18 protein-coding genes are annotated in these 17554 nt (G+C 49.6%); 16 read left to right on the top strand and 2 right to left on the bottom strand.

Going from position 1 to position 17554, the window contains the following annotated elements; all coding sequences use genetic code 11:
- Positions 1–100 precede the first annotated feature (100 nt).
- The 10 genes from ACGTIC_RS11700 (at position 101) to ACGTIC_RS11655 (ending at position 11726) form a co-directional block, all read left to right on the top strand.
- A complete protein-coding gene (locus ACGTIC_RS11700) occupies positions 101–355 on the top strand; it encodes a hypothetical protein (protein WP_113855555.1) in 255 nt (84 codons plus the stop codon).
- Positions 312–4592, top strand: a complete 4281-nt coding sequence (locus tag ACGTIC_RS11695) for a tape measure protein (RefSeq protein ID WP_113855556.1) — start codon at positions 312–314, stop codon at positions 4590–4592. The genes ACGTIC_RS11700 and ACGTIC_RS11695 overlap by 44 nt, the downstream gene beginning before the upstream one ends.
- Positions 4593–5162, top strand: a complete 570-nt coding sequence (locus ACGTIC_RS11690; protein WP_113855557.1) for a DUF2460 domain-containing protein — start codon at positions 4593–4595, stop codon at positions 5160–5162. It begins immediately after the preceding gene.
- Entirely contained in the window at positions 5162–5746 is a 585-nt protein-coding gene (locus ACGTIC_RS11685) for a DUF2163 domain-containing protein (RefSeq protein ID WP_113855558.1), read from the top strand. The genes ACGTIC_RS11690 and ACGTIC_RS11685 overlap by 1 nt, the downstream gene beginning before the upstream one ends.
- Positions 5743–6192, top strand: a complete 450-nt coding sequence (locus ACGTIC_RS11680; protein WP_113855559.1) for an NlpC/P60 family protein — start codon at positions 5743–5745, stop codon at positions 6190–6192. Before ACGTIC_RS11685 ends, ACGTIC_RS11680 begins: the two co-directional genes overlap by 4 nt.
- The gene (locus ACGTIC_RS11675; protein WP_113855560.1) at positions 6193–9123 is read left to right on the top strand and encodes a phage tail protein; all 2931 of its coding nucleotides are present in this window, start codon (positions 6193–6195) and stop codon (positions 9121–9123) included. It begins immediately after the preceding gene.
- A gap of 12 nt (positions 9124–9135) precedes the next feature.
- A complete protein-coding gene (locus ACGTIC_RS11670; RefSeq protein WP_113855561.1) occupies positions 9136–10020 on the top strand; it encodes a phage baseplate protein in 885 nt (294 codons plus the stop codon).
- Between the two features lie 290 nt (positions 10021–10310).
- Positions 10311–10760, top strand: coding sequence for a hypothetical protein (locus ACGTIC_RS11665; RefSeq protein ID WP_162816224.1), 450 nt, complete (start codon positions 10311–10313; stop codon positions 10758–10760).
- Between the two features lies 1 nt (position 10761).
- Positions 10762–10896 (top strand): hypothetical protein, encoded by a 135-nt coding sequence (locus ACGTIC_RS11660; RefSeq protein WP_257536649.1) that lies wholly within the window; start codon positions 10762–10764, stop codon positions 10894–10896.
- Positions 10893–11726 (top strand): phage baseplate protein, encoded by an 834-nt coding sequence (locus tag ACGTIC_RS11655; protein ID WP_113855563.1) that lies wholly within the window; start codon positions 10893–10895, stop codon positions 11724–11726. Before ACGTIC_RS11660 ends, ACGTIC_RS11655 begins: the two co-directional genes overlap by 4 nt.
- A 548-nt stretch (positions 11727–12274) precedes the next feature.
- Here the strand turns inward: ACGTIC_RS11655 and ACGTIC_RS11650 are convergent.
- On the bottom strand, positions 12275–12448 hold the full coding sequence (locus ACGTIC_RS11650; RefSeq protein ID WP_394542150.1) for a tyrosine-type recombinase/integrase: 174 nt from the start codon (positions 12446–12448) through the stop codon (positions 12275–12277).
- Between ACGTIC_RS11650 and ACGTIC_RS11645 the strand changes: the two genes are divergently transcribed.
- On the top strand, positions 12431–12598 hold the full coding sequence (locus tag ACGTIC_RS11645; RefSeq protein WP_162816177.1) for a hypothetical protein: 168 nt from the start codon (positions 12431–12433) through the stop codon (positions 12596–12598). The genes ACGTIC_RS11650 and ACGTIC_RS11645 overlap by 18 nt on opposite strands.
- A gap of 15 nt (positions 12599–12613) precedes the next feature.
- Here the strand turns inward: ACGTIC_RS11645 and ACGTIC_RS11640 are convergent, their stop codons facing one another.
- Complete coding sequence (locus ACGTIC_RS11640; protein WP_113855565.1) at positions 12614–13243, bottom strand: hypothetical protein; 630 nt, start codon at positions 13241–13243, stop codon at positions 12614–12616.
- Positions 13244–13276: 33 nt separating this feature from the next.
- Here ACGTIC_RS11640 and ACGTIC_RS11635 point away from each other — a divergent pair, with 33 nt between their 5' ends.
- From ACGTIC_RS11635 to ACGTIC_RS11615, 5 genes are all read left to right on the top strand, one after another.
- Complete coding sequence (locus tag ACGTIC_RS11635) at positions 13277–13567, top strand: hypothetical protein (protein WP_113855566.1); 291 nt, start codon at positions 13277–13279, stop codon at positions 13565–13567.
- Positions 13557–13919, top strand: coding sequence for a hypothetical protein (locus ACGTIC_RS11630; protein WP_257536650.1), 363 nt, complete (start codon positions 13557–13559; stop codon positions 13917–13919). The genes ACGTIC_RS11635 and ACGTIC_RS11630 overlap by 11 nt, the downstream gene beginning before the upstream one ends.
- Before the next feature lie 5 nt (positions 13920–13924).
- Positions 13925–14554, top strand: coding sequence for a hypothetical protein (locus ACGTIC_RS11625; protein ID WP_113855567.1), 630 nt, complete (start codon positions 13925–13927; stop codon positions 14552–14554).
- A gap of 12 nt (positions 14555–14566) precedes the next feature.
- Complete coding sequence (locus ACGTIC_RS11620) at positions 14567–15025, top strand: hypothetical protein (protein ID WP_162816225.1); 459 nt, start codon at positions 14567–14569, stop codon at positions 15023–15025.
- Positions 15026–15784: 759 nt separating this feature from the next.
- A complete protein-coding gene (locus ACGTIC_RS11615; RefSeq protein ID WP_201784349.1) occupies positions 15785–17548 on the top strand; it encodes a ShlB/FhaC/HecB family hemolysin secretion/activation protein in 1764 nt (587 codons plus the stop codon).
- Positions 17549–17554 lie beyond the last annotated feature (6 nt).

Here is a 17554-nt window from a genome sequence, read left to right as displayed (position 1 = left end):
TTTTTTTGAATGGCTGGAATGGGCCGAAGCACAGGCTTATGGACCGCTGGCATTAAAGCCCTGGGAATTCTACCGTCTGACGCCGATGGAGCTCAACAAGATGGTTGAGGGATATCAGGTCAGACGAGAGGACCGAGCATTTGCGGCGGCCTGGTTCGTCAGTAACATGATGAGTGTACATACGAAACATCCTGTGCAGGCGAAAGAGCTGGCTCGGCCGTTCCTGCATGAAAAGACGAGCGGTGAAATACGCCGCGATCGAGACGAATTTATGGAATCATTCATGAAACAGCGAGAGGAGGCGGGATTTGATGGCGACTGTGACGAGTATTTTGGTCAAGATTGGAGCGAATAGTTCTGAACTGCGGAAAGAGCTGACCGCCACCAAAAAAGAGCTGAATGAAACACTTGGCAGTGAAGTCATGGCGGCTTCTAAAAAGGCCGTGCTGGGCATTGCCGGAGTCGCTGCTTCTCTCGGGGCTCTGGGGGCTAAAGCAGTTCAGGCCGCCGGCAACTTCCAACAGGTCCAGGCGGCAATGACGAATATGCTGGGCAGTGCTGACCGGGCGAAGACTCTGTTAGGTCAGTTACAGGATTTTGCGGCCAAGACTCCGTTTGAATTTAATGACGTCGCTGCGGCTTCCCAGAAATTCCTTGCTTTTGGATTTACAGCAGAACAGATTATCCCGACGCTGAGAGCCGTCGGGGATGCCGCGGCTGGTGTCGGCATGGGTAAAGAAGGTATTGACCGCATCACACTGGCATTAGGTCAGATGGCAGCCAAATCGAAGGTACAGAGCGATGAAATGCTGCAGCTGACGGAAGCAGGTATTCCTGCCTGGCAGATGCTGGCGGATAAAATCGGCGTGTCTATCCCTCAGGCCATGGACATGGTCAGCAAGGGTGCTGTCGATGCACAAACCGGCCTGCAGGCCTTAGTTGGCGGAATGGAAGAACGGTTCGGCGGTATGATGGACCAGCAATCCCAGACTATCACTGGTACATGGTCCAATATGATGGACGGCCTTAGTCAGACGGCTATTGCTGTCGGGCAGAAGATTTCAGATGCGCTAAATTTGCCGGATCTCTTTTCTTCCCTCGGCGACAGCTTCCAGCAGTTTGCTGACCTGGTTAAAAATGAAGGCATCGGGACAGCATTATCTGAAATGATACCGCCAGAAGTGCAGATTGCGGCGGCCGGACTTGCGGCGACTCTTACAGCGGCGACTATCCCGGCATTGACTAACTTCGCACTATCTGCAAAGTTAGCAACCCTTCCATTGGCGTCGACACTGCTGACTGGCTTAAATAACTTAAAGACGGCGGCTTTGGCTGTCCCATCTGGCATGGCGGCGGCTACGACAAGTTTCACGCTTATAAAGAACGGGGCTGTAGCTGCAGGAGCTGGTCTCTCAGGATTTGCGCTTAATATTAAAGGCGCGATTACGTCCCTGCCGTCTTTGATTGCGACTATCGGACGTGTCGTCATTGCCTTCGGACCGCTGGCGCTGATCATTACCGCTGTCGGTATTGCTATTGCGGCGTTCATATCGTCTGGTCATAAATTGAGCGATTTACTCAATGTCATGCCTGGCACAATGGATGCCGTTAATATGGCTGGTGATGCTCTGAAACGTTTATGGGGTGAACTGGGTCAGGCCATCAGTAACCTTGTATCAGTTGCATCACCTTTGATTACTATCATGGCAACTGTCTTCACAGCGGCCATTTATGCGATTATTGCGGCAATTAATGTGGTCGTCGCTGTTCTATCTTTCCTGCTGGCTACGGTATCTAATATCATAACTGGCATCATTGCCATGTTTAACTGGGCATATGAAGGCATTTCTTCGGCGCTTAGTGATATCGGTAATGCACTGAGCGATATGGCAGACTCCATTCTGCCAGAATGGGCGAAGAGCGGTCTATCAACTATCCGGGGCTTCGTACAGACGGCTATCGGATGGCTGCAGAAATTAATCGATAAAATTTTCCATACCAATAATGCGCTGAGTAATGCAGGAAAGACGGCAACCGAAAACACAGGCGATGAAAATCAACCACCAGAAGACAATGGGCCTGAAGACCATAAGATGCCGACCTTTGACAATTTCAGCGGTGGCGGTGCTGATGCAGGCGTAGGCGGAGCCGCAGGCATGGGAGGCAGTTCTGGAAGCGGAGCAGCTGGAAGTCTGGGAGCCGGGTCCTACGATGAAAAGAAATTCCGGGAAACGATTTTAGGATACATGGATGAAAATCAGGGGCGTCCGTACGATGGCTTCGAATGTACTGTTTACGTCAAATCTGGTTTAGGCGGTGCAGGTGTCGATACGAGCGGCCTGGGTAATGAAGTCTATGAAGGAGCGGAAACAAACGACCGGGATGCTAATGCAGCCAACAGCAGCTGGATCCAGACCGCTATTGCTCACGGTGCATGGCATCCGACGGACCCGTACGGTAATGGTGGCGGAAATGCCAAACCGGGTGATGTATGGGTAACGAACAATGGCAACCATGTATTGGTACAGGATACGAACGGGTATTATTCGGCAGGCGGCTATAAAGGCGTATCGGCTCATTATGATCAGGACGTCCGTAGTGCATTTGCCGGTAATATTGTCGGCTATATCGACTCTGCGCAATTAGCGGGTGTCTCTGGCGGGTCTGGTGTGATGAACCGGCCTCAGTTTAACTGGGACCAGAGCATTTATACCCAGGCTACCAAAGCGGCAGCTAGTGCTTACAGCGAAGACCCTGCATTACTTTTGGCTGTCGCCATGAAAGAAAACGGCGGCAATACTGTCAGCGGCTTGACAATGGAAGGCGGCAACGGCGGTGGCATGATGCAGATTCTCAGTGGTGACCAGGATATTGCAGATGGTAACGGCGGCCGTGTAAAAATCAAAGACCTTTATCCTGATTATCAGACGAATGTCTATTCGAATGCATTGGCCGGGGCGGCCATGTTGCAGGATAAAATCAATGCCAATGGTGGGGATGTCTGGAAAGGGGTAGCTGATTATTACGGCGGCGAAGATAAAGAAGACTATGCCGCGCAGGTCCGTTCGAACTATGCACAGATACGGGCCCAGGGCGCTGGCGGTTCGGACTTCGTGCAGAACATGGCCAACTATCGCAAGAAGATGGCTGAACAGGCACTGCAGACACATCAGCAAATTGATGACAGTTATGCCCAGTCTACAGCGACGCAGGTCGAACTGACGGACCGGAAGTTCAAAAAGGAATATGAAAAGCTTAATGAATCCAAGGCATACAATGCTAACTATCAGAAAGATAAGGAAGCACTGGATATCATGTATGCTCAGGAACATCTGAAAGCAGTCGAAGCGGACGCAGAGAAAGAACAGCAGATTCGTAGCAAGGCGACGGAAATCGCGGCCAATGTCAAAACGAATGCGCCTGCGGTAACGGATACGGCGAGCGAAAAGGAACTATCTAAGATGGAAGCCGACTATGACAAGGCTATCGAGTCTATCAAGTCTAAATGGCAGCAGTATTCCTCGGATTATGCATCCATGACGAAGAGCCAGAAAGCCATGTTCCTGAAAGCGCTGGATGATGAAAACATTGCCTACGAGGTATCGGCAGACGGCAGACTTTCGTTTGCTAAAGAAATCTACGCTGAAGAGCTGGCGCAGTATAAATCGTTCATCGATGAAAAGACGGCTTATTATCAGCAGGCTAAGGACATCGAGGCCGATATAGACGAAGCGAAGAACCAGGTATCGCTTGAAAAACTGCAGGCCGTCCTCACGGATGCCAATGCAGTGCGGCTCAGTGACTATGAAGCGCAGAAAGCGATGCTCGATACCTACCAGGAAACGTATCTGGCGGCTCATGCATCCACAGCACAGATGGTATCCAGTTTGTACAGCACGGCTTTTGATGGCCTCAGTTCGGCGATTACCAACACTATCATGGGTACGAAAACACTGGGAGACGCTTTTGCAGCACTCGGCAAATCCCTGATTCAGGTCGTCGTTGAATTTTACGCGAAACAGTTGGCAGGGATGCTGGTCAATAGTGCTATGGCTAAATCACAGACATCTGCGGCAATCGCCCAGACAGCTGCAGAAGGCGCGGCCATGTCTGCGGCGCTAGGACCGGCGGCTTTCTTCAAACTGGTATTGGACCCGAGCTCGGCAGGTGTGGCTATGAGCCTTATGGCGGCCGGAACAGCAGCCTCTATGGCAACGTCCATGGCATCTACATTCACGGGTCTTGGCAGTCTGTCCAGCGGCAGTGCTACCTGGTCAGAAAAGCAGTCTGCACTGAACAATGCTCCATGGAATGGCCAGAAACTGGCGTCTGGCGGCATCACGAAAGGCGCCACGATTGCTATGATCGGTGAAGGCCATCATGACGAAGCGGTACTCCCGCTGTCCCGGGATAAATTCGAACAACTCGGCCTGATAGATAATAACAAGTCTGTCAATTCCGTGTCGATGAGTGTAAACGCACTGGATGCATCGAGCTTCACGGATTTTCTGCGGAATGGCGGGGCCGATGCCATTAAGCAGATGCTCTTTGACAGCGGTCGTGATTTTACGACAGAAGCGGGGGTGTGGTAAGTGGCTAGTTTGATTTTCCCTTTGGATGCACGCAGGGTGAAATGGTCCTCCAGCGTCGAACAGTCCTGGGAAGTCAATGAACAGGTTTCAGCAAGTGGCAAGCGGCGGGCGATTTCCTACCAGTCGCTTCCAGCCTGGACCTTCAATATTGATTTTCCGTATCTGACCGCAGCAGAAAAGGACCAGTTATTTGCTTTCTATACCCGCGTAAAAGGACAGCTCGTACCATTCTACTATAAGGATGCAGAAAATTATAAAGTCGAGAATCTGACGCTTATCAAGAATTCAGATGGAACGTATCAGCTTGTTGCCAATATGAACGGACAGCAGGAACCAGTAGAATATGCTGATAAACTGACGGTTTACGTCGATGGCACAGAGCAGTCGACCTCATCGTATACACTCGATAATGGAGCCATTAAATTCACGACGGCCCCGGCTGATACGGCAGTTGTAAAAGCGTCTTATGAATATTACTGGAAAGTTGTTTTTAGTAAAACGAAGATTACAGTAACACAGATATTCAAGAATGTATTCAAAGTGTCATTGGCAATGAAGGTGGTGCGGTAATGAAAGAAGTAACGACTACCTTAGCGGATTATCTCAATACGAAAAAAGAAATGCAGGCGTGTGATTTGTATGTGCTGTCGCTGTTTTCCGGCAGCACATATTATTATACCGATGCAGATCATGACGTCGTGTATGATAGCCATACGTATCTGCACAATGCTTTATTGCTCAAACGAGAACAGACGAAGATAAATAATACCATCTCTGTCGATTCAATGACTGTTAGCATTTACGCTACAAAAGATGACAAATTAGGTGATACCCCGATATTCCTGGCTGCTCATGATGGGTCACTGGACCGCGGAACATTGTCTTTATCGAGATGCTTTTTCGATGCAGATGGCAATATCATGGGCGTTGTAGGGCTTTTCAGTGGAACGACAGAGGTCAAAAGTTGTGGCGGCCTGCAGATGAAATTGACCGTCAAAAGTAAAGTCCAAGGGCTATCCCAGGAATTTCCCAGACGGCGCTTTTACCCGCAGGGTACATTTGCCTCAAGCGGCGGCACCGTAAGTGCCAGCTCGACGGAAGATTCTGGTACAGTTATTGCTCCGTTCGTGCCATTGAAGGAAGTGCTTTTATGATGAATCCAATTGCAAAAGAGGCTTACACCTGGCTGGGTACGCCTCACGTCAATCAGGCCAAGGTTAAAGGAAAAGGCGTAGACTGTGGGATGCTATTAATTGCCTGCCTGGAAGGGGCTGGATGCGTGAAACCGGGAGAAATTGTTGTAGAGCCATATTCTAATGAATGGCATCTGCATCACTCGGCAGAATGGTTCCTTCACATCGTAGAGCACTGGTGCGAACTGGTTCCTCTTGATGATCTGCAAGAAGGCGACTTCCTGCTATATAAATTCGGGCGCTGTGTATCGCATGGCGCTGTCTACGTTGGCAACAATCATGTTATTCATGCACTCGTCGACCAGGGCGTCATTATGTCGGATTTGAACGACGTCATGTTCCTCGATGCCAAGGGAAAGAGCAGGCTTCACGGTGTATACCGGTTCAGGCGAAAGGAGACGGCATAAATGGGCATATTTCGTGGTCATACGACGACTATTCGCTCGGATAAGATATCCAACTTTACCGTCACAACAGCTGAATATGGTGCATCTGTAGCCGAAATTTTGGGCACGACGCGGATATCGCCGAACGTCATCTATTATGATGACTTTACAGCTCACGAACATCGAAAAAGCCAGAAAAGCGGCAAAGGCGGACGTAGTAAAACGACTACTGTCACATACACGTATACCGTTGCTGTTATCCTGGCACTATGTGAGGGCCCCATCTCAGGCATCGGCAAAATCTGGAAAGATAAGAACGTCTTTACCTATCCGAACGACAGCATTGGGCTGACGCTTTTCAGCGGCACAGACGACCAACAGCCATGGGCATACGTCACAGGCAAGCATCCGAACAAGGCCTTATCATACTCCGGTCTGGCGTATATGGCAGGCGTCATCGACCTCGGCGACAGCGGCAGTATGGCCTCGTATAATTTCGAAGTCAAAGGGAAGTTATTGGATACGGGGGATGGGGTAGACGTCAATCCGGCTGATTATATCCTGTATATCCTAGATAAAATCGGTCTGAGCGGCGTAACGATTAAAGGCATCGACAACTATCGGACATATTGCAAAGAGGCTGATTTCCTTATTTCGACGCCATCTGATAGTACTGATGCTAAGAGCGCGCGGGAAATCATCAATGACATTGCCAATTTGACTAATGCATACGTTTTCTGGTCCAATGACAGCTTTAAAATCGTGCCCAGGGCGGACCGGGCCGTCGGTAACTGGCAGCCAGATAAGACTATCCGGTATAATCTGACGCCAGATGACTTTATACCTCAGTCTGGTGGCGCCTGTATCAGTTACAGCAGGAAAGACTCGTCGGAAATCTACAACCGCATCTCAGTAGAATTTCTTAACCGGTCGAACGGCTATGAAAAGGAAATCGTCAATTACCAGGATAACGACGATATCAAAGAATTCGGCGTACGCCAGGCATCGACTACCACAGCTCACTATATTTATACGAAGACACGAGCTGTTAAATTAGCCGAAGAGCTATGCCGCAAGAATAAGTATGAACGAGTCAAATATACGTTCAAACTGGACTGGGCTTTTTGTCGGCTTGAACCGGGTGACCTGGTCATGCTCAATGATCCATTGATGGGCATCTCGGACCAGCCGGCCATGATTGACAGTGTTACTGAGGGCGCAGATGGCGTGCTGACATTTACTGCCATCTCTCGGGCCAAGGGTGTATACAGTCAGGCAGAATATGACGTTCATGCTAATGAACGACCATTGATTGATTTTAACCCAGACCCAGGGACGTGTGAACCGCCGATGATTTTCCAGCCACCAGCGCTTATGACCAATGCTGACAATGAAGTCTGGATAGGGACCTGGGGCAAGAACGAGAACTGGGGCGGCTGTAATGTATGGGTATCAGATACCAATGAATACTACCAATTACTAGGAACTATCGACTACCGGGCCCGCTACGGGACACTGGTTTCCACACTATATGCCGATGGCACAGAACTGGAAATGACGGTCGGCTATGGTACGTTCACATCCGTTGACCTGCAGAGCGCCAAAAATGGCGATACAGCCCTGTATATCGATGGCGAAGTCATGTCGTATCAAACGGCCATGCTTCTTGATAATGGCAATTGGAAGCTGTCTGGGCTGATTCGGGGACAGTATGGCAGTGAGGCGGCATATCATACGGAAGGTACGCAGATTGCACGTTGTGATGAAGCCTTCCTTAAATCAGGTCTCAGTAACAGTTATGTTGGCCATACGATTTATTTCAAATTGACAGCATTCAACGTATTTGGTGGCCAGGAACAAAGCCTGGCTGATGTTCAGGCATATACATTCAAACCGCAATCGGTTCAGATTCTGCCTCCAGATGTCGAAATCCTGAACGTTGAGAAGATGAGCTCGTCTATCCGTCGTTACTGGTGGAAATATACATATCCAGAGCCAAACGACGTCGCTGGCTTTATCTTGAAATATACACAGGGGAAAGAATTGAACTGGGAAACGGGCATACCGGTACAGGAAGGCCTGATTACGACACAGCCGTATGAAACACAAACGGTCCGCCAGGGCACGCACGCTATCATGATTAAAGCTGTTGATGCGAACGGAAATGAGTCGAAAAACTTTGCGTACTGCCTCTTAGAAATGGGCGACCTGCTGCAAGAAAATGTTCTCTTCGACAAAGACTTCAGCACTGATAATTTTGCTGATCTAACGAATAATGGCGTCATATTGTCTGACGGATATGTACATGCAGTCAACTCTGAAAAGATGTGGCATGAAACAGGTCGTAAGTTCTGGAGCAAACCAACAGCTATGATGTGGGATAGCTCGTTCCAATCGTATATTGCAACAGGAGAATTTATTGCTCCGGCATCGGGGCAATTCTGGCTGGAAACAGATATCGAAGGACCGGCCATTGTCTACTATCGTATTGATATGGCTGATGCGGCCTGGGTTGAATCGCAGGAGAGCGCGGCTGCTTGGGACGCAGATGAAACAGTCGTCTGGGATGAATCCAATGACCTCTGGAAGCAATGGTCCGATAAAGTCCAGGTACGTGCCGGCGCGATTATACAAATCCGGATAGTAGCCAAAAACTCAAGCATGCAGGAGACCATCATCAAGGGCTTGCACGCTTATATCGACGTACCAGACAGGCAGGAACATTTCGAAGATCTGGAAGTACCGGCAACTGGACTTGAATTGCCAATAACGACGCCAAATTACTACACGACAGCCGTACATATTGATTCGGTACAGAGTGGCACGGCACAGCGGTATCCGAAAATCCTGTCACGGACGCCTTGTCGCATCGCTCTGCTCGATTCTTCCGGCAATCAGGTTGCTGGCACAGTAGACATCACATGGCAGGGATTTGTCAATGAAACAATGTAAAGGAGAGCTATCATGGCCGATGTTTTAAAATTGCAGACGCTGGACGGTATGCTGGACTATCCTTCAGCAGAGGATAGCAGTAAGGGCACGACCGAACAGCAATTTCAGGAATATTTGAAAAACCATCAAAGCGTAATGAGCGATATGGTGGCGGTTACGCTTTGGCAGCCGTCCACGGCCTACACCGTGGGTCAGGTCATCTACTCACCGAACATGCCAGCAAATACATGTGCCAGAGTCGCAACGGCCGGCACGACAGGGAGTGCAGAACCGGCATGGGGCGCGGTCGGAAGTACAACCTCAGATGGTACGGCGGCCTATACGATGATGTACCGTACTGTAGATTTTGCCACGACAGCTGTAGCGAAAGCGGGGACCGATGCCAAAACCATCGTCACGCCTGCCGCGCTGTCTTCGGTATTGGTTGATTTTAGAAAACAAATCATCAATGAGGCGCACCCGGTCGGGGAAATCTGGGAAACGACAACAGATGATGACCCGAACAAGCTCTGGACATGGCAGAAATGGGTCAAAATGGATGCCGGCCGCGTTCTCATCAGTGCGGGTACTTACACCGAAAACGGAACAACGTATACATATACTTTAGGGGCTACGGGCGGCGAAGCGACACACACAATCACTATCAGTGAAATGGCCAAGCATAATCATAATATTTCGATTTCGGCAGCAGGAAACCATACCCATACCGTATATGTGATTATGAGCGGGAGTGACCAAAACGCTGGCGATGGCGGTTCAAACTATTGGGGAAATAGAGAAACCAGCGCCGCGGGTGCTCACTCTCACGATGTTACTTGCGAGTCTGTTGGCGGTAATTCTGCCCACGAAAACAGGCCACCTTATCAGGTCATTAATCGCTGGAAACGCACTGTTTAGGCCGTACGCTTCCACCTGTTCACAACGGTGTAGGGCATCCGGTTTTCGTGAGCTTGATTGCTACCTGTGTCAGCGATTGTAATGGTATGAGTATGATTGCCGCTACTATTAGTGTATTTTGTCGCGTAACCATGAGTTTTATCAGTTATGTGCAACCCTTCGTCCTGATGGTTTTTATCTAAGGAGGCTATTGGGCTGTAAAATGCATGGCTGTGATTACCGTTGCTAGTACATCCAGCCTGATGCGAATGGCCGGCCATTTCACTGATAGTTCGAAAGGAGAGAAGCAAATGAAAGTTTTTCAAATTTTAAAAGGACAGGTCCTCATTATTGATGGGGATAAGCAGTACTCGGATTCCGTCGATAATTTCAAGACTGACGCTGGCCTTGCTGGCGTGCCTGACCTGATTATCTACGATGATAATCAGGAGTGCTGTGTCGTCGATGGCAATTTCCTCGCCTATCCGAACGCACTCTATCAGTCGTATATCGACCGAATCGCCGAGCTCATCGCGGCCAAAGCTAAGCGCGAGTATGTCGCACCAGCCGAGCCAACCGCCGAAGAAAAGCTGGCCGCCGCAAAAGCACAGCTCAAAGCCGATTATGATGAGGCTGTCGAGTCACTGACTGCTGACATGGCCACGGCACTGCTCAGAGGTGATACGGACGCTCAGAAGTCTATCCAGCATGATTTTGCTGATTTGCAGGACGCGTACAAAGAAGAAAGCGAGGCACTCTAAGATGAAATTTAAATTACCGAAACGTTGCGAATACTGCGCTCATAAATTGGTTGATGGCAAATGCGTCAACCCAGACTGCATCGCCTACACGAAACCGGAAACGACGACCACGGAAACGGCAGGTGATAGCAAATGAGTATCCCTAAATTGCTCAACCATAAAAACTACATGAACAAGTCAACGAGCTCGACGCCGACGACAAAAGGCGATATGTACCAGCTCTTTGACAACTACGGCACCATCACCGAGAACATGGTCGCCGTTACGCTCTGGCAGCCAGCAACGGCGTATACTGCTGGCGCTGTCGTTACGTCGCCGTCTCTCCCTGTCGGCTACGTCGCAAGATGCAAGACGGCAGGCACGTCAAGCGAAGAAGAGCCGAGCTGGAAAGCGGGCGACATCACCGACAACGGCGTCACATGGACGGTCACAAAAGCCGTCTTAGTCGCTGACCTTGCCACGAGCGACGAGGCGAAGGCAGGCACGGCCACGGATAAGATTATCACGGCATCGGCGCTCAAAGCCGCCATTGACGCCGCCATTGCACAGGCAAAAACAGACATCGAAAAGCAGGCAAAGCTTGACGCGCATCCTGTCGGCTCGTACTATTTTTCCGATGACAGCACGAGCCCTGCCGACCTTTTCGGAGGCACGTGGGAAGCACTGCCAGCAGGTTACACGCTCATCGCGCAGGGCTCTGGCACCGATGATTTCGGCTCGTTTAGCTACACGGCTGGACAGAAATACGGGGAACGACTCCACAAACTCACCGTCGATGAGATGCCATCGCATACGCATCAGCTGAACCGGAATTCAGCCGAATCAACAACCGGCAATTGGCCTTGTGTTGACCATCAAGGCCCGGATAACTGGCAAGGCGGTAATATCGAAGCTACTGGCGGTGACAAAGCCCATAACATCCTTCAACCATCGATTGCCGTTTATGGATGGAAACGCACTGCTTAAGCCGTTCTTTTCCAACCGTATGCCGCCACGCTGGGCGGAAGGTTTTGATGCGGTTGATCGCCACCAGTATAGTTAGTTTCGTATGTGTTGTGATTAGCCTGCTCCGGGCTAGGAACCCAGGTTACTGTTCCGCCCTGGCCGCCTGCTTCGTACCCGTGATTATGTGAAGGCATTTCCTCGACGGTCATGCAGTTCTATACCAAGCGTATATGGCTTTAGCAGGGGACAGATTCTGATGAGCATTGTTATTGCCGACGCTGATTTTAATGCGGCCATACTGGTCACTGCCGGATGAGCCTCCACATGACGTCCATCTCGAATATGATTGAATTATGTTCCCTGACGGAGCATATTGGGATTCGATTACAGCAAATGTGGCGTTCAGGTTTGGCAACTCATCGACGGTGACCAATCTCCGTCCCTTTACCCTGTTTTCGGCCCATTTCCGGGGCCCGAACTCACACCGTTAAGCACACATCAAGCGCCTCGTAACGGGCTCTGTGCCTACCTCTGCACGGACTTTGTCAATCCCGCAAATCCCACGTTACTCACACTCTGTCGATGGCTTTTCTGAGCTCACGCAAGGTTTTATGCGTGTAGACGGCCTGCGTGACGCCTCTCCGGGCGTGACCCAGTATCATCTTGATGCACACGTCATTAACCCCGGCAGAGTCGAGCATGCTGGCCAGCGTGTGGCGGCACTCGTGGGGCGTGTGGTGCATGCTGACGGCCTTCATGGTGCGATTCCAGAGCCGCCGGAACGAATCATACGTTCGACATGGGCATATCTGCCCGGTTGCCTTCCTTTCTTCCAGCAGGCCGATTATCCGCTTGCTGATGGGGATTTTCCGCACCCCGGCGGCCGTCTTTGACCTTTTGATGTTGATCTACCTTTGCCGGACGTTGACGTCACCGGGGTTCAGGGCAAGGTACTCTCCGATTCTCATGCCTGTGTATATCAGTATGAGCACGTCGGCAACGCCGGGGACGTCCAGTGACCGCCACAGTCGGCCAATCTGGCGAGCCGTGAAGGGCTTTTTCTTAAACACTGGCACATGCTTAGGCAACTCGACAAATGGGCTTAGGTCATGGTCGACGATGCCATTTTTAATGGCGTATTTGTAGAGCTGACTTAATAGTACCCTACACTTTTTCCGGGTGCAATACCCAGCTTCGACTTTATCGACAGCAGCCTGTAAATCCGGGTACGTGATGGCCGTAAAGGGCATAGCGTGGAGCGGTGCTAGATGCCGATAGCTGATTGCATAAGCCGTCTGGCTTGACTTGCCTATCCGCTCAAAATGACGAGCTTTCCAACCATAATAGACCGCTGAAAACGTGACATCTCGGGAGGGCGTGCAGTGATTCAACTCAACCAAAAACTCGAACGCTTCTTGGTAGCTCTGGAAATATCCCAGGGCTTTTTGTTTGCCATCGATTGTCTTTTTAACGACAAACGGGCGCCGCCGATTGCCTTGTAGTCGGTACACGGTACCATATCCATTTGGTAATTTCATGTCAATCAAATCCTTTCCGTTTGGAGGTGTAAGATGATTGAGCACATTATATCAACAATAATCATTTCGCTCCTGTCAGCTGCAGGGGCCTATTTTTTTGGAGTCTACAAAGCCACGGCGACTGTACAACGGGGAGTTCAGGCTGTACTAAGATACGATATGCTGACTGCTTATAGCAAATTCCAGGTGTCTGGCGTCACAATCGAAGAGAAACAAAGCTTTGAAAACATGTATGCCTGTTACCATAAATTGGGAAAAAATGGCGTTATGGACAGCATCTATCAAAAAGTCATGGCCATGCAGGAGGTAGAAGATGAAAAATAAAATCATTCGGCTCGGCGAGTGGGGGAAGCGTCACTGGCTCCAGCTCATCGTCATCATGGGTGTCATCATGATGACGTTTCTGGTCCTCGTTCTCATCAGCTGGCTCATCGGATACTGGGCAAATGCTCTCCTGGGTACTCGTTTCGAGCTCATGAGCTGTTGGAGCGGAGTCGCTGCTGTAGCTAGTGGCATCGCCACCATTGTCGGGCTCGGAAAAGCCTGTTGGACGAAATACGGCTACGACAGCCGGTACAACTCCGCTGTAGGTACTATGCCTAAGGTAGCAGAAACGACCGTCAAAGCGGCGGATATCGTCGAAAAAGCGGCTACTAAAATAGAGCAGAAAGGGTGATGTAAATGCTAGGAGATTTAAGTGCAAGATACGAGAGCAATGGCGACCCGGGGTGCATCAGCGACGGGTACGGCGACCCGGGCGGAAAATCATACGGGACATATCAATTTAGCTCAAACGCCGGTAGTCTGGACGCATTTTGCAATTGGTTACAGTACCATTATCCGCAGTATGCAGAGCAGCTCAATACCTACCCGCTCTGCAGCACGAGCTTTGATGAGGCATGGCGTAATATTGCGGCATCTGACAGCGACGGTTTCGCGCAGGCCCAGCATGAGTACGTCAAAGCGACCTACTACGACCCCGCAGTACAGATATTGGCGGAAAACTACTGGCACATCGAAAACCACAATGCTATCATGCAGGACGTCGTCTGGAGCAGGGCCGTACAGTATGGAGTCGGCAACATCCTCGACATGTGGACTGAGGCCGTGCACACCATGTTCAATGCTCAGAGTGGTGAGCATGACGGCTATCCAAACCTCAGCTACATCGACTCGCCGGAATACGACTACGATTTTATCGTCGCCATTTACTCCGTCTGCAAAAGTGAGGAGTGGAACAGCTCGGCGCTCCGTGACAGTTTGAACAATCGTTTTGACAGTGAGATGCATGATGCGCTTGCTCGTCTCTAGGAGGTGGTCCTTTTGTCCTATCTGCCGCAAATCAAAGAGGAGGTCGATGCTTTTGTTAAAAAGAATAAAACAGTTATCATTGCTATTGTGTTGTGCGGTATTCTTGCTTGTTTCGGCGCCTGGTTATTGTGCAGATACTACGACCGCTCAGCCGCCTCAGACTATCGAAATGTCACTGACACAGTACAACAGATTGAAAGAGATAATCAGTCAGCAAGAAGTGACATTGGACACGCTGCAGGCTCGATTGAACGTGCTGAAAAGCAACTCAACAGAGCAACAACAGCTCTTGATCAAGCTGCAGGAACAGCTACAAAACTGCAGAAATCAGCTGCAGGAAACGAAACTAAGCTTGACGAGTGCCAAAGACTCGTTGACGAAGGCAGACGAAACATTGAAGAAGCAAAGTCAATCTTTGCAGACGTTGACCAGGCAAATAAAAGCCATGGAACACAAACAGGCAGTCATTAAAAGGCAACGGGATACCTGGGCAGTTATTACCGGTGCATTACTAGTTGGATATATTGTGAAATAAGAAAATCCCGTCGGGCATTTGCTCGACGGGACTATTTCTTTGTCCCTATTTATTCCCTATATATAATAGAGTTATATAGAAACTATTGATATTATCATGTTTTTCAGCTATCTACCTTCTCTCTCCGCCAAAGTAATGAAACGGCTCTGTACGATATGTAGCGATACATATCGTACAGAGCCGTTTTTGTGTTTATAAAAATATTTTCGTATCGCATATTATCGCGAAATAAATATAGGTATTCTCTATTTGGGATTTTGTGATATTTTATGATGGATTTGAGAGATGCCGGCTTCGGCAAGTATACTGAATGAGTATGTCACTGGTGTGTTTCGTGTTCCTGTTGTCATCAGGGCACATTTTTTATATGTGTCTCAAACGGATGTAGGACACAGACGTAAAAGAACAGTTTTCCATATCCAGACGGAAAAGATAGTGAATATGGTACAGCGAATAAACATAATGTATTTATATTAGAACGATTGAGTTGTGTTTAAAACATTATGTTTTTTATAATTGCGCTTTATTTTATCGTTTTATAAAATAAATTTAACATTACGAATAATCATGGAATTCTAATAAATATTGTTATATAATATGAAAGCAGAATAAGAAAAATAGATTACAAATTGATAATTTATATTTATTGATTGCTATATACATGATGTTTTGACAACGTATAGGGGGATTTTTTTGTGAGAAGGAGTCACAACAGAAAAATTAGAATCATCATAGCAGCTGCTGTTTTGGGAGCTGCTCAAGCTGTCTGTATACAAGCGGCCATCCCGGCTGGTCTGCCGGAAGGACTGCGGGATACGCCACGCAAAGCTGATGCAGGTATGCTGCAGAATGAATGGCGGGACCGGCAGCGCGCACTGACCATTCCTGAAGCATCGAAAAATATCAAGGTACAGACGCCTGAACAGGGAACATCATCGGCTATTGAGGGAAAAGAGGTCACCCTTCCCGTCCGGGAATTCAAGATTACCGGGCAGGATATCTATCCCGAACAGACGCTGCAGGCACTGCTGGCGGACAATAAGGGAAAAGACCTCACTTTTGCCCAGCTGCAGGGCGGGGCTGATGTACTCACGAAATATTTTCGTGACCATGGCTATCTTGTCGCACGGGCTTATCTGCCGCAACAGCAGATAGACCAGGGGACTGTGACCTATGTCGTGCAAGTGGGACGGCTTGACGGGGTAACTGTTGAAAATCATACGAAAATCAACGACGCAGCCATACAGCGGCAGATTGGGTTCCTGAAAAAGGGTGATTACGTTACCCGGGCCGGACTGGAACGGGCCGTCTGGCTCCTGTCGGATCTGGCTGATGCAGACGCCAAGGTAACGCTCAGCCAGGGCAGTGAACCAGGAACGGTTCATGTCCTGCTCGATGTCGATCCATACAAGACAAAACACGGTCTGGCAACGGCTGATAACTATGGCAGCCGCTCCATGGGGTATAACCAGTATGGTGTCAATTATGATTTTACCAATCTGGCCCACGAAGGGGATCATCTGAACACGGGCATCGCTACTTCCGGCCGCAAGATGTTCGACTGGGGTGCCAATTATACGATTCCTGTCCTGACAGATGGCCTGCGCATGACCGTCGGTTACAACGTCATGAGCTATGATCTGGGCGATGAATTTTCCTATCTGGACGGAGTAGGCCAGTCCCGCGTGGCTTCTATCGGATTTGATTATGCTATCCAGCGCAGCCGGCTGCACAATTTTTATGCCGGCATCGGATACGAACACAGCCGCATGAAAGATGAATACCGCCTGTGGGATGCAACCTATGGAGATAAGACGGGTAACGCAGCCGTGTTCTCCTTGTACGGGGACAGTCAGGATAATGAAGGGTTCACGAACTGGCGTGTCGATTATAAATGGGGACACATCACCAACGATGCATTGTATAATTCATCCAATCCCTTTGTTCCGCTTCTGGCCAATAGTCCCCGGACGACCGGTACATATGAAAAAATGCGGGGCTATATCGAACGACATCAGAATATCAACAGCCGCCTGTATCTGCTCCTGACAGCACGGGGCCAATACGCTTTTTCCAACCTGGATTCGTCAGAGCATTTCTATCTCGGCGGGCCGTACGGCGTACGAGCTTATCCGACCAGTGAAGCCTCCGGCGATACGGGATATCTGACACGGGCTGAACTGCGTTGGCAGCTGCCTATCAAGAAGAATGACCAGCAGCTGCAGCTGGCCGCTTATCTGGAACACGGCGGCATCTGGATCAATAAGGACAGCAGTCTGAATCCCGGTGCCAAAAACCACCGCAATCTGCAGGGCATCGGTCTGGGGCTTATCTGGTCCCGTCATGAAGACTGGTTCGTTCGGGCTGATTATGCCTGGAAACTGGGTTCCGAAGAACCGGTCAGCGATACGCGCCATAGCAATGGACAATTCTGGCTCCGCACGGGCGTATATTTCTAAGAATTA

The organism is Megasphaera hexanoica (genome assembly GCF_043520715.1).
GTDB lineage: Bacteria > Bacillota > Negativicutes > Veillonellales > Megasphaeraceae > Megasphaera > Megasphaera hexanoica.
Note: the sequence above shows the minus strand (reverse complement) of the source record. Positions and strands in the feature narration are given on the sequence as shown.